The following is a 13,428-nucleotide window of genomic DNA, read 5'->3' on the forward strand; positions in this document are numbered from 1 at the left end:
AAAAAATGAAACAAGCATATATAGTAAAAGCATACAGAACAGCTGTAGGAAAAGCACCTAAAGGAGTGTTCCGTTTTAAAAGAACGGATGAATTGGCGGCTGAAACCATCCAGCACATGATGAAGGAATTACCTCAACTGGATAAAACTCGTATTGACGATGTCATTGTTGGCAACGCTATGCCCGAAGGATCTCAAGGGTTGAATATGGCACGTTTAATTTCCTTAATGGGATTAAATTCTGTCGAAGTTCCTGGAGTAACGGTTAATCGTTTTTGCTCTTCAGGTATTGAGACAATAGGAATTGCCACCGCAAAAATTCAATCTGGAATGGCCGATTGTATTATTGCAGGTGGAGCAGAAAGTATGAGCGCTGTACCCATGACAGGATTCAAACCTGAATTAAATTATGACATTGTTAAGGCTGGCCATGAAGATTATTATTGGGGCATGGGAAATACGGCTGAAGCGGTAGCAAATCAATTTAAAGTATCCCGTGAAGATCAAGATGAATTTGCCTATAATTCACATATGAAAGCTTTAAAAGCCCAAGCCGAAAACCGTTTTCAAGATCAAATAGTTCCCATTGAGGTAGAACAAACTTATATTGATGAGCAGGGTAAAAAAGCCACTAAAAAATATACCGTTATAAAAGATGAAGGCCCTAGAGCAGGAACCAGCTTAGAGGCTCTTGCTAAACTACGTCCAGTTTTTGCTCAAGGTGGGAGTGTTACGGCCGGTAATTCCTCTCAAATGAGTGATGGTGCCGCTTTTGTTCTGGTTATGAGCGAGAATATGGTTAAAGAATTAAACCTTGAACCTATTGCCCGTTTAGTAAACTATGCAGCCGCAGGTGTAGAACCACGAATTATGGGTATAGGCCCTGTAAAAGCTATTCCAAAAGCATTAAAACTAGCAGGACTTAAACAGGAAGATTTAGAGCTTATTGAACTTAATGAAGCATTCGCATCGCAAGCTATTGCCGTAATCCGTGAGTTGAACCTCAACCCCAATTTAGTCAATGTAAATGGTGGCGCCATTGCGTTGGGGCACCCGCTTGGCTGTACAGGCGCAAAACTTTCTGTTCAACTCTTTGATGAAATGCGAAAAAGAGATATGAAAGGGAAATACGGCGCTGTTACAATGTGCGTGGGCACTGGCCAAGGCGCTTGTGGAATTTTCGAATTTTTAAACTAAAAAAACGTACTATACAAATGGAAAAAGACATACTACGGGGCGGACAATTCTTAGTAAAAGAATCAAACTGCGAAGCTATTTTCACCCCTGAAGATTTTAATGAAGATCAGCTCATGATGAAAGAGGCAGTTACTGAATTTCTAGACAGAGAGGTATGGGCAAAAAAGGCTCAATTTGAACAAAAAGATTACGCCTTAACAGAATCTTGTATGCGTCAAGCTGGTGAGTTGGGCTTTTTAAGCGTTGCGGTACCAGAAGAATATGGTGGTATGGGCTTGGGCTTTGTAGACACTGTGTTGGTGTGCGATTATATTTCTGGTGCCACAGGGTCTTTTAGTACGGCCTTTGGTGCACATACAGGTATAGGTACCTTACCTATTACACTTTATGGCAATGAAGCCCAAAAACAAAAATATGTACCTAAACTAGCTTCAGGTGAATGGTTTGGTTCTTATTGTTTAACCGAACCGAGTGCAGGTAGCGATGCCAATTCGGGAAAAACCAAAGCGGTACTTTCTGACGATGGTACGCACTACAAGATAACAGGGCAAAAGATGTGGATTTCAAATGCTGGTTTTTGTCGCTTAATGATTGTTTTTGCTCGTATTGAAGATGATAAGAATATTACGGGCTTTATTGTAGAATACGATCCTGAAAACCCAAATGGCATTACCATGGGTGAAGAAGAACACAAATTGGGTATTAGAGCCTCTTCAACACGGCAAGTTTTCTTTAATGAAACAGTGGTTCCTGTTGAAAATATGCTATCTACAAGAGGAAATGGGTTTAAAATTGCTATGAATGCCCTTAACGTTGGAAGAATCAAATTAGCAGCAGCATGTTTAGATGCACAACGCCGTACAATTTCTGAATCTGTAAAATATGCTAATGAGCGTATTCAGTTTAAAACCCCTATATCAAGCTTTGGAGCTATTAGGCAAAAAATTGCAGAAATGGCTACTAATTGCTGGGTGGGCGAAGCTGCTACCTATCGGGCTTCAAAAGATATAGAAGATAGAATTGAACTTAGAAAAAACAATGGCAAAGACACCCACCAAGAAGCTGAATTAAAAGGTGTTGAAGAGTATGCTATTGAATGTTCAATATTAAAAGTAGCCGTATCAGAGTTTGTACAAAAATGTACCGATGAAGGTATTCAGATTTTTGGAGGCATGGGCTTTTCAGAAGATACACCTATGGAATCAGCTTGGCGCGATGCCCGAATTTCAAGGATTTATGAGGGTACTAATGAGATTAATCGTATGCTATGCATTGGCATGCTCATAAAAAAAGCTATGAAAGGGCATGTAAATGTGCTTGAACCAGCCATGGCTGTAAAAGAAGAACTTATGGGTATTCCTTCGTTTGATGTGCCAGACTATTCTGAATTATTCTCTGAAGAAAAAAGTATTATTAAGAATCTTAAAAAGCTGTTTTTAATGGTGGCTGGAGCTGCCCTTCAAAAATATGGTGAAAAAATCGAACAGCAACAGCAACTCATGCTAGCGGCTTCTGACATTTTAATTCAAATCTATTTAGCTGAGTCGGCTATTTTACGTGCTGAGAAAATGGCCAAAAAAGATGGTGAAGCACAAGCAAAAGAACAAATTGCCATGGCTAAACTCAACCTCTTTCACGCTATTGATGTCATTGAAACAGCAGGTAAACACTCCATAATTTCATTCTCTTCAGGAGACGAGCAACGCATGATGCTCATGGGATTAAAACGCTATATTAAATATGTAAATATGCCTAACATTATAGAGCTTAGACATATTATCGCTGAAAAAGTAATACAAGAAAATAAATATTGTTTTTAATATCTTCGGAATAAAAACAGAGTAGTGACTAACTCAAATGCAAAAAACGCTTCGGAAAAAATTTCGAAGCGTTTTTAATTTTCACTATTTTTAGGTCAAAAATGACCATTAAACTAACACTATTTCTTTTATTACTATTTGCTTTATCACCATTAATTAATGGTCAATCTCAAGGAGATCTCTACAAAATCATAGACTCCATTTCAGAACACCGTATTAAAAAAGACATTCAAACCCTCGTTAATTTCGGCACCAGAAATACATTTAGTGATACCCTTTCAAATAAACGTGGGATTGGAGCGGCTAGAAGATGGGTAAAATCAGAATTCGAAACCATTTCAAAAGACTGTAATAATTGCTTAGAAGTATTTTATCAAAAAGATTTTATCACTAAAAAGGGCAATAATCGAGTGCCTCATGATGCTTGGATAGTTAATGTTGTTGCCATTCAAAAGGGAACCTCTTACCCTAATAACTACATTATTATGAGTGGTGATATCGATTCAAGAGCTAGCAATACCATGGATTTTACCACAGATGCTCCAGGGGCAAATGATAACGCTTCAGGTTTGGCCGGAACTATTGAAGCCGCACGTGTATTAAGCCAATATCAATTTGAAAATAGTATTGTTTATGTTGGTTTATCTGGAGAAGAACAAGGTCTATTTGGAGGGGCAGGTTTAGCACGTTATGCCAAAGACAAAAAATGGAATATCATTGGGGTGTTAAATAATGATATGATTGGAAATATAAAAGGGGTTGATGGTGTGATTGATAACAGAACATTTAGAATATTCTCAGAGCCTACCCCTCCTACCGAAACTGATAATGAAAGACAGCTTAGGCGGTTTTATGGAGGTGAGGTTGATGGTATATCGCGCCAGTTAGCGCGTTACATCTATAAAACTACGAAACTATTTATGCCCGAAATGAATCCTGTGATGATATACAGGCTTGATCGGTTTGGTAGAGGTGGCCATCACCGCCCATTCAATGATTTGGGGTTTGCTGGAATACGCATCATGGAATCTCATGAAAATTATACGCAACAACATCAAGACATTAGAACTGAAAATGGCATTCACTATGGTGATATTATAGAGCACGTTAATTTTGGCTATGCTAAAAAACTCACTGCTGTAAATGCTATAAACTTAGCCTGTTTGGCTTGGGCACCTCCGGCACCAAAACAAGTGGCTATTGGTGGTATTGTTGAACCTGCCACCAGATTAAAGTGGACCAAAGTTGAAAGTGCTAAAGGGTATAAAATATATTGGAGAGATACCACCTCACCTACTTGGGATTACAGTCGTTATGTGGGGGATATTTCAGAATTTACGTTGAACGGTATCGTTATTGATAATTATTTCTTCGGAATTTCTGCCGTAGGAGAAAATGGTTTTGAAAGTACCGTTACTTTTCCGAATAACATCATGTACAAATAATTAATATACCAAACACTTTAAAACATTCACAAGATTAAAAACCAAAAACACCAATGAAATCATTTAAACGCTTTTTATTTTTTACATTCTTAACCATATCAGCAGCATCTTTTTCGCAAGGCTTACTTCAGGATAAATCAAATTTCACAAGGCAAGATACGTTAAGAGGTAGTATAACCCCAGAACGCGCATGGTGGGATTTAACGTACTACCACCTTGACATCAAGGTAGACCCAGATAATAAATTTATTTCTGGAAAAAACACGGTACAATACAAAGTACTCAAACAAGATTCGATACTTCAAATAGATTTGCAAGCGCCTTTAAAACTTACAAAAGCTGTTCAAAACGGTAAAGCACTAAATATAAAGCATGATGGCAATGCCCATTTCATTTACTTAAATGATATTCAAAATGTAAATACTATTGAAACTATTGATGTGTATTATGAAGGGCATCCCAGAGAAGCCGTAAATGCGCCTTGGGATGGTGGTATTTCTTGGAAAAAAGACAACAACGGTAATCATTTTGTTGCATCCTCTTGTCAAGGTTTAGGTGCCAGTGTATGGTGGCCTTGTAAAGATCATATGTATGATGAAGTAGATAGTATGCAAATTAGTGTAAACGTACCCGCAAAATTAATGAATGTTTCTAATGGACGGCTGCGAAGCATTGAGCGTATTGAAGACACCAAAACCTATAATTGGATAGTAAAAAGCCCCATTAATAACTACGGTGTCAATATAAATATTGGCGATTATGTTCACTTTTCTGAAGATTATGATGGTATGGCTGGCAATCTTGATATGGAATATTATGTATTAAGCTATAATCTAGACAAAGCCAAGGAGCATTTTAAAGACGCACCAAAAATGATGAAAGCTTTTGAACATTGGTTTGGGCAATACCCTTTTTATGTAGATAGCTTTAAACTAGTTGAAGTACCATATCTTGGTATGGAACATCAAAGTTCAGTAACCTATGGCAACCAATATAAAAAAGGATATTTAGGTAATGATTTATCTGGAACTGGTTGGGGACTAAAGTTTGATTTTATTATTATTCATGAATCTGGTCACGAATGGTTTGCTAATAACATCACTTATAAAGATGCCGCCGACATGTGGATTCATGAAAGTTTTACAGCCTACTCTGAATCTTTATTTTTAGAGTATTACTACAGTAAGCAAGCGGCTTCTGAATACGTAATTGGAACTAGAAAAACTATTGTAAACGACAAACCTATTATTGGTCACTACAATGTAAACAAAGAAGGTTCTGCAGACATGTATTATAAAGGAGCCAACATGCTACATACTTTAAGACAACTTTTGGAAGATGATGAAAAATGGCGTCAAATTTTAAGGGGACTTAACCGTGTTTTTTATCATCAAACGGTAACCACGCAGGAAATTGAAAATTATATGAGTGAACAATCGGGCATTGATTTAACAGCGTTTTTCAATCAATATTTAAGAACCACCAAAACCCCTACACTTTCATATAGTATTGACAATAATACTCTTAAATACAAATGGACAAATATTGTTGAAGATTTTGACATGCCCATTCAAATAAATATTAATGGAAATACACAATGGTTGTTCCCAAAGGCAGATTGGAACACCTTAAATTTAGATTCAAAAATAAACACATTTGAAATTGATCCTGATTTCTATGTAGATTCTAAACAATTATAATATTTGCAAGCTATTACAGAAATACACTTTGAGCGCGATGCCGACTGGTATGATTGGTTGTTAAATAATCATGCTAAAACCAACGGAGTGTATCTTATATTTTACAAACTAAACATGAGTTTACCAACAATGCGTTGGGAAGAAGCCGTTAAAGTTGCGCTGTGTTTTGGCTGGATAGACTCTAAAGTGCAAAGTTTAGGGGGAGGAAAAAGACGTCAATATTTTTCACCAAGGAATCCTAAAAGCTCTTGGAGTGCATTAAATAAAAAGTATATTGAAGAACTTGATGCTAAAGGTTTAATACAAGACCATGGTTATAAAAGTATTGAAGTAGCCAAACAAAATGGAGCTTGGACAGCGGTGGATGATGTTGAAAATGGTATCATTCCTAAAGATTTAAAAGAAGCTTTCAACCAAAATCCTGAAGCTTATAAAAACTACTTAAGTTTTGCCAAAAGTTACCAAAAAGGCTATTTATTTTGGCTAAATAGTGCCAAGAGAAAAGAAACACAACAAAAGCGCATTAATGAAATTATACGTTTGTGTGCTTTTAATATTAAAAGTCGGTAATTTCATTGTTCCCTTAACAATAAACAAAATACTACCTAGTAAAGTATTAATATACCATAAACCTCCTTTTATATTTTCCCAACAGCTACTTAGCATTATGGTTATTTTAAATAATAACCATTTAAATGATAAGAATACATATGTTGTTCGACTAAAGTTCGGAAATTTATAAACACCAAACTGTGAAAAGAACCATACTATTATGTTTTTTGTTTGTAGGCTTACTATCATGCAAAGACAAAAAAGAAGAAACCATCAAAGAAACTAAACCAGAAACCACTTTTTCAACAAAAGTAAAAATAGACAACCCTTATGTTTCAAATATTGAAAAAGCATATCAAAAAAAGGCGTTTTTAACTAAAGCTGCAGTTACTTTTGATGTTAGTATTGTGTTTGGTGGAAACGAAATTCTTAATGGAAAAGCTCTATTTTCAACAGATTCTTCTAACGGAATATTAAAATTAAACAACGGTGATACAATAGTTTTTAGCCAACAAAATGTTTACCATTCACCAGATGCTAAAAACACCAAGATGATTCGTTTTCATGCTTATACTTGGCATTATTTCTTTATGTTTCCTTATAAGTTGAGTGATCAAGGTACGGTTTGGTCTTTCTACCCAAATTCTAATTTAAATGGCAAAAATTATGATACTAAAAAATTAAGTTTTAAAGCTAACACTGGTGATGCTCCCGATGATTGGTATGTTGTTTATGCTAATCCAGAAACGCATTTAATTGATGTAGTGGCCTATATTGTTACAGCTGGAAAAACTAAAGAAGCCGCCGAAGATGACCCGCATGCTATTAAATATCAAGACTTTAAAACCATAAAAAATATTCCTGTGGCTCATAAATGGACATTCTGGGAATGGCATGCCACCAAAGGACTAACCAAACAAATTGGAATGGGAATTATAAAAAACGTTGAGTTCATTGATTCAGATGCGGCTCTATTCGAAATTAAAGACAATTATATAAAAATATAAAAGAGGTCGTTTGAATTTTGATTTAAACAATTCGGATTGAGATAATTATAAATCCAGCATTGCAGTATGCGTCTAGATATTCTATATTTGGAAGGTGTTTCCCAATGAGTCCATTGGTGTTTTCATTGGTTTCTAACCAATGAAGGTAGTCCATTGTATTTTCTAATAATAGGAATCACAATTTCTTCAAATTCGTTAAATACTTTTTCTTTCCCATACTTAACGTAAATCCATTGATTAATTTTCTTACTGTTCTACTAGTTGTTTAATTCCATGCAAAGCTTTAATTCTCATTCTAGAACTCATTCTTTTCATTATTAGCAAATTCAACACTCTACTAAAGAATCCTTTTGGATCTCCATAGCCTTTATTGATGACTTTGGTTTTGTTACTCGATACTGGAACTAGAGTAAAAGAAAATCCATAATTACCAAACATTTTACTAATCCCAAATTCGTCTGATAACATAATCCATCCTATTTCTTTTTTCTCATTGAAAAGTATACACTTTTCTGATACTTTACCAAGTTTTCCATTCATTTCCACATCGCAATGGCGCACGGTATTAAGTGCTTCAGTATCACTTGTAGTATGTTTTACGATGGTCATCCATTGTGATAGTAATGTTCCATCAATTAGAACTTCCCATATTTTATCTGCAGATGCCTCAATGATTAATTCATTTTGTCCTTGCAATTCTCCTTTCATTTTAAAGCTTTTAAATTTATAATCACTACAATAGTTGGTACCCTTTTTAAAGTGTTGAGGAATTGTTTTCGCTATTTAAACACGGTGCCTTCTGCTATAGTTCTATTGTTTTCTAAATCCTTTTTTACACTTTCTACCTTTGCTGCTATTGTTGATAGTGCTATTCTCCCTAGCGGAAAGCGAAGTGTTAGAGAATCTGAGTTAACTATGTCAATGATAGCCTTTGAGGCTTTTACTGGGTCGCCTTCTTGTTTTCCGTCAACCCCTCTTAATTTGACTCTAAAAGCTCCAGCAGTTTCTGAATAATCCGAAAGCCTTTTTTTCGCTTCTTTTAAACTGTCACTGGCAAACTTTGTACGGAATGGACCTGGCTCAATAATAGAAACTTTAAGTCCAATTGGATTTACCTCTTGCGCAAGAGCTTCACTGAACCCTTCAAGTGCAAATTTACTGGCGTTATAAATACCAAATCCAGCAAATGCTTTAATCCCTCCATGTGAGGATATTTGAACAATATGTCCGTTTTTTTCTTTACGCATGAACGGTAAAACACTTCGAGTTAGTTGGAGTGCTCCAAAAAAATTGGCATCAAAGACTGCTTTAACTTCTTCTATACTACTTTCTTCAATAGCACCAACAAAACCAATTCCTGCATTATTGACTAATACTTCAATTCTGCCAAATTTAGAAATAAGGAGTTGTACCGCCTCGTTTATATCATTCAAATTGGTAATATCAAGTTTAATGGCAAAACCATTTCCCTTATTCTTTTGATTAAACGACTCTACTTGTGATTGTTTTCTGAAAGTCCCTATAACAAAACCTCCTGATGTCATTACAGTTTCTGCAAGTGCTTTACCCAATCCACTTGAAACCCCTGTTATTAACCATATTTTTTTACTCATGATAATATGTATAAATTCTTTAGAAGCAAAGAAAAAGAGTAATGAAAAGATGAAAAATGAACTACATCAGGAAATATGATTGAACTAGTTCAAGATTTTATTGCCAGACGTTTTCTAATTTTACTCAAGAATTCGGCAGACATTCCTAGATAGGAAGCTAAAGCATACTGTGGGACACGTAAGACAATCTCGGGGTAAATATTTTGAAATTCTATGAAACGTTCTTCAGCTGACTTACCTAAATTGGAGAGTACACGTTTTTGAGAAAAAGCGAAAGATTTTTGAGCAACTAATCGAAAGAAACGTTCAAATTTTGGGTTTTCGCGGCATAATTTTTCAACGTCATCGTACGTAATTTGTTGAATGATTGAATCTTCAAGAGCTTCTACAAAAAGTGAAGCTGGCTCTTGATTTATATAACTACTAAAATCACTAATAAACCAATCTTCTATTGCAAACTGGATTGTATGATCAACGCCTTCGTTATTAATAAAATAACTTCTCAACGCACCTTTTAAAACATAAGTTTGACAAGAACACAAAAAGCCAGGTTGAACAATAAATTGTCTGCGCTTTACTTTTAATGTAGTTATAATGGCACTAAATTGTTTACTATCACTCTCATTTAGGTCAACATATCGCTTAATGTTATTTAATATATTTTTGTGATTTTCCATAACTACTTTCTAATTTTATAAGAGCCATCATTTCAGGGTCTAATTTTTAGTCAACCTACTTCAGGAATGTGCAGTCATAATAATTACAGCTAGCGTGTTTCTTTAGTTTAGCTATAACTAGCATTTTTTTTATACGTTGTACCTGTTGCACAACACTCAAATATAATTCAAAATTTTAAGTTTTAAATGAAAGTTCTTATTTTTAGAGATGCAAGAAAGATGAGAGTATCAGGAGAAATTATTTAATAATTTTCAGTTAAGTGTTTGTGTACTGGAGCACAATTTCTATTGCAGTTTAAAAGATGTATTAGCATTAGAATTTCTGTATAAACAAACCAAAGGGTATTATGACGGACTTGAAATTCATAGAAAAACACAGTAAACGAGGGACGACTAGTCTGCAAATTCGTTTTTTGCATGTATAAAGGCATGACAGACCTTACTTTTAGCCTAAGCCCATCTTGATTTTAGATGATAAATAACTATCAAAAACAATAAACGCCCTTGAAAAGGACGTTTTGTATCTTGTTTTTTAAAAATGAAGGGCTTGTGTAACGATTACTGTTGTTGGAATTTCGTTTTTCTTAAAGGAAAAAATTAATCGGGTAAAGTTCTACCCGAAATTTCCACTTTTCCATTATTAATAGTTGAATTAGGAGTATCATTTGGTAATGTTTGTGTTTCTGATTTGGAATCTCCTCCTTCAGGTACCCAAACAGCAGTTATACTTAATACTCCTTGATAAGGAATATCTCCATAAGCGGCTGCCTCTAAACCAAGCCCAGCTCTTACATTGAGATTAATAGTCCAAGGTGAAGTAACATTGGTTAGTTCTACAAGGTTTCCTTGACTATTTCTGTAGACTACCTTGTTTATTGTCGCTCCATTTGATGCAATCACTGTATATGTAATATCGTACATAGTTCTAGCTGGTTTGTCATCTTTTGAACATGAAACTAAAATTGCAATAGCTGTAATAAATAATAGTTTTTTCATTCTTTATAAAATTAAATCATTTCTAAATTTAACGTGTTTCGAATTCCATTTTATTCCATACATTCAAATGAATGTCAATGCAGCATATGAAAAGTAAAGGTTTTGGTGGATTTACTTTTTACAAAAGTAAATCGTTTTAAAAGTAAGAATTATTTTTGATTTTCATAGCGATTCTCTATTATTTATAACACAGGGTTCAGTATTTTTTCCATTTATTGACCTGCCTTTTTAGATTATGGCCACAATTGTTTTAAAAATATCTATCCATTATATTCTTCATTAAAAAATATATAAGATTTAAGGTTCCCTGAATTGTAGCCAATCCCTTTAAAACACTTTATTTTAAAATAAGAATTTTATCATTGACTAGCTATTGGTCATGATGCAGCATACCCTGTTTGTATAAAACAGTTAAGCCTTTGATTGATTACAATGTTCCAATTATTTTTAAAGGTTGGGATGTTTATTATGTTACCAAAATATTTTTAAGCAGAATTAGATTGAAGTTTCACTCCTTTTTTTTTAATGTTGGACTTGCAACCAAAAAAAGCCCGCTCTGATGATTCAAAGCTAGCTTGTAATGTTTGATTATGATACTGATTAACGATAATGCTGCTGCACTAACTGACGGGCGAAACCAGGAATATACAATTGATTCAGGTATACACTTGAGAAAAACACGACTACCGTGTTGGTTTCCGGTGACACATAAATTCCTTGTCCGTAACGACCAGCTTTGTACAAGTCACCATCATCAAAAACCATATCCCACTGATATGTGGCATGCGACTGGCCATCTTTAAAATATTTCGATTTATCGGTTTCAACACCTTTTTTAAGGGCATCGGCATAAGTGGTCTCATACACCTTATCGAAGTAAGTATCGCTTATAATTTGCTTTTCGGCCACTTTGTTCCAGCTTGGTGTATACAACATACCAAAACGACCCATATCGCGCAAACGAGAGGTAAAGTATCCGGCCGAAATAGGTTCTCCTTGGGCTGATAATGCATAGTGACCATCACTTTCCATTCCTACTTGTGTCCATATACTTTCGGCAACAATTTTCTCATATTTTTTACCGGTAACTCGCTCCACAATAAAACCAAGAATTTGGGTGTTTGGGGAAGCATAATCGAATTTTACACCGGGTTCAATATAACTTTTCACCTCTTTTAATATATTATAGGCCGACTGTCCGCCTTCCTCATGACGGGAGGCCAAGGCATAAGAGGTAACTCTTGCCAAGGCATGCTCAAGGTTCATAAAATTGGCATTGGTTTCCACATAGTCCATTCCAGATACGTGATGTAAAAGGTGCTTAACTTTAACTTTTCTCCAATCTTCATTGTTATAATCGGGCAAGTAGTGGTTGACAGTTTGCTCAAGATCAATCAATCCTTCTTCTTCTAGGATATGCACCATAATACCTAATATTTGTTTTGAAGCCGAGAACCAGCTGTGTTTATCTAGTTCACGCATTCCAGGGTACTCTTCCAATACAATTATACCATCATGAATGACTAACAGACCTTGCATTCGGACAGCTTCATCCCTCAATAAAGCTTTCAAAGGCATTTTACCGGCATCGGTATCGGTCATGGTGTTCAATAGCGATGCATCAATATCTTTTTCGAGCATGGCCACCTGTCCACCACTGCGATAAACGGTAGCAGTCTGGTACATCTCAGGCACACTAATAAAACTGTATGTCCCTCTATCGCCGTTTATCAAGAAATCTTTGGCGCGGTATTCCCTGCGGTACTCCAATGCTTGTTCGGGTGATGCACTTTCTGAGAAAACAGATACGGGTGAAGGTTTCATCTCCTGGGCATTTGTTATAAATAAACCTGTAATACCCATCAATGCATGTAGTAATATTGTTCTAATCGTTTTCATTGCTATTATATTTTAATATTCATTTCTAATTTGATAAGACAAAGATGAAAAAATCAGCATTAAAGGCTAGGCCAAATACGTCCAGAGAACAACCCAAAAGGTTCAAAACTGCAGATGGAAATACGCATTAAGTTAGTTCTTTTTCATATTTTTAATGACTATGGAACAACGTACGTCAGTTCATATTAAACTAAAAGAAGGTGAAGCAACCAACTATATGGATGCTTTCATTGACAAGTTTGGTGGAAAGATTTATGAAAATCGACTGATTGTTGAATCTGCCAAAAATGGACTCCAGTTTTCGTACTACAATTTTATTGAGGAATTCGATCTTTTGGTGGCTCAAATAAATTTTCCCAAAGAAATCATTGTAGAGCGAATGCCCGATGAACGCCCTGATTATTATCATTTTAACATGATTAACCAAGGGCAAATTAAGCAAAACTATCAAGATAGTTTAAAGTACACCTAGGCCGGCAGTTCCAACGGTATCTTTATTTATAATGGGATGTTTCCGTTTACA

12 protein-coding genes are annotated in these 13,428 nt (G+C 35.3%); 7 read left to right on the plus strand and 5 right to left on the minus strand.

Translation table 11 applies throughout. From position 1 onward, the window contains the following. Nucleotides 1-5: 5 nt before the first annotated feature. The 6 genes from FGF67_RS11275 (at nucleotide 6) to FGF67_RS11300 (ending at nucleotide 7,720) form a co-directional block, all read left to right on the plus strand. The gene (locus tag FGF67_RS11275) at nucleotides 6-1,196 is read left to right on the plus strand and encodes an acetyl-CoA C-acyltransferase (protein WP_139697803.1); all 1,191 of its coding nucleotides are present in this window, start codon (nucleotides 6-8) and stop codon (nucleotides 1,194-1,196) included. 17 nt (nucleotides 1,197-1,213) lie between these two features. After that, nucleotides 1,214-3,016, plus strand: a complete 1,803-nt coding sequence (locus FGF67_RS11280) for an acyl-CoA dehydrogenase family protein (protein WP_139697805.1) — start codon at nucleotides 1,214-1,216, stop codon at nucleotides 3,014-3,016. A 101-nt stretch (nucleotides 3,017-3,117) separates the two neighbouring features. Further along, nucleotides 3,118-4,461 carry a M28 family peptidase gene (locus tag FGF67_RS11285; protein WP_139697807.1) on the plus strand — a complete coding sequence of 448 codons (1,344 nt, stop codon included), beginning with the start codon at nucleotides 3,118-3,120 and terminating at the stop codon, nucleotides 4,459-4,461. A 53-nt stretch (nucleotides 4,462-4,514) separates the two neighbouring features. Continuing rightward, nucleotides 4,515-6,161 (plus strand): M1 family metallopeptidase, encoded by a 1,647-nt coding sequence (locus FGF67_RS11290; RefSeq protein WP_139697809.1) that lies wholly within the window; start codon nucleotides 4,515-4,517, stop codon nucleotides 6,159-6,161. Nucleotides 6,162-6,164: 3 nt separating this feature from the next. Continuing rightward, nucleotides 6,165-6,731, plus strand: coding sequence for a YdeI/OmpD-associated family protein (locus FGF67_RS11295; RefSeq protein WP_139697810.1), 567 nt, complete (start codon nucleotides 6,165-6,167; stop codon nucleotides 6,729-6,731). Nucleotides 6,732-6,913: 182 nt separating this feature from the next. Further along, nucleotides 6,914-7,720 carry a DUF6503 family protein gene (locus FGF67_RS11300; RefSeq protein WP_139697813.1) on the plus strand — a complete coding sequence of 269 codons (807 nt, stop codon included), beginning with the start codon at nucleotides 6,914-6,916 and terminating at the stop codon, nucleotides 7,718-7,720. Between the two features lie 246 nt (nucleotides 7,721-7,966). On the opposite strand, the gene FGF67_RS11305 is transcribed toward FGF67_RS11300, so the two are convergent. From FGF67_RS11305 to FGF67_RS11325, 5 genes are all read right to left on the minus strand, one after another. Continuing rightward, nucleotides 7,967-8,428, minus strand: coding sequence for an SRPBCC family protein (locus FGF67_RS11305; protein ID WP_139697815.1), 462 nt, complete (start codon nucleotides 8,426-8,428; stop codon nucleotides 7,967-7,969). Nucleotides 8,429-8,499: 71 nt separating this feature from the next. Next, nucleotides 8,500-9,333: an oxidoreductase gene (locus FGF67_RS11310; RefSeq protein ID WP_139697817.1), complete on the minus strand. Its 834-nt coding sequence runs from the start codon at nucleotides 9,331-9,333 to the stop codon at nucleotides 8,500-8,502. Nucleotides 9,334-9,422: 89 nt separating this feature from the next. Next, nucleotides 9,423-10,010 (minus strand): Crp/Fnr family transcriptional regulator, encoded by a 588-nt coding sequence (locus FGF67_RS11315; protein ID WP_139697818.1) that lies wholly within the window; start codon nucleotides 10,008-10,010, stop codon nucleotides 9,423-9,425. Nucleotides 10,011-10,607: 597 nt separating this feature from the next. Beyond that, a complete protein-coding gene (locus tag FGF67_RS11320; protein WP_139697820.1) occupies nucleotides 10,608-11,006 on the minus strand; it encodes a hypothetical protein in 399 nt (132 codons plus the stop codon). 600 nt (nucleotides 11,007-11,606) lie between these two features. Next, entirely contained in the window at nucleotides 11,607-12,905 is a 1,299-nt protein-coding gene (locus FGF67_RS11325) for a serine hydrolase domain-containing protein (RefSeq protein WP_139697822.1), read from the minus strand. A gap of 160 nt (nucleotides 12,906-13,065) precedes the next feature. Between FGF67_RS11325 and FGF67_RS11330 the strand changes: the two genes are divergently transcribed. Beyond that, nucleotides 13,066-13,377, plus strand: coding sequence for a hypothetical protein (locus FGF67_RS11330; RefSeq protein ID WP_139697824.1), 312 nt, complete (start codon nucleotides 13,066-13,068; stop codon nucleotides 13,375-13,377). The last annotated feature ends 51 nt before the right edge of the window (nucleotides 13,378-13,428 follow it).

This window comes from Allotamlana fucoidanivorans, assembly GCF_006265225.1.
Lineage (GTDB): Bacteria > Bacteroidota > Bacteroidia > Flavobacteriales > Flavobacteriaceae > Allotamlana > Allotamlana fucoidanivorans.

Coding starts and splice junctions, on each gene's coding strand:
- FGF67_RS11325 (WP_139697822.1), bottom strand. CDS start 12,905: ATGAAAACGATTAGAACAATATTACTACATGCATTGATGGGTATTACA.
- FGF67_RS11280 (WP_139697805.1), top strand. CDS start 1,214: ATGGAAAAAGACATACTACGGGGCGGACAATTCTTAGTAAAAGAATCA.
- FGF67_RS11285 (WP_139697807.1), top strand. CDS start 3,118: ATGACCATTAAACTAACACTATTTCTTTTATTACTATTTGCTTTATCA.
- FGF67_RS11330 (WP_139697824.1), top strand. CDS start 13,066: ATGGAACAACGTACGTCAGTTCATATTAAACTAAAAGAAGGTGAAGCA.
- FGF67_RS11320 (WP_139697820.1), bottom strand. CDS start 11,006: ATGAAAAAACTATTATTTATTACAGCTATTGCAATTTTAGTTTCATGT.
- FGF67_RS11290 (WP_139697809.1), top strand. CDS start 4,515: ATGAAATCATTTAAACGCTTTTTATTTTTTACATTCTTAACCATATCA.
- FGF67_RS11305 (WP_139697815.1), bottom strand. CDS start 8,428: ATGAAAGGAGAATTGCAAGGACAAAATGAATTAATCATTGAGGCATCT.
- FGF67_RS11310 (WP_139697817.1), bottom strand. CDS start 9,333: ATGAGTAAAAAAATATGGTTAATAACAGGGGTTTCAAGTGGATTGGGT.
- FGF67_RS11315 (WP_139697818.1), bottom strand. CDS start 10,010: ATGGAAAATCACAAAAATATATTAAATAACATTAAGCGATATGTTGAC.
- FGF67_RS11275 (WP_139697803.1), top strand. CDS start 6: ATGAAACAAGCATATATAGTAAAAGCATACAGAACAGCTGTAGGAAAA.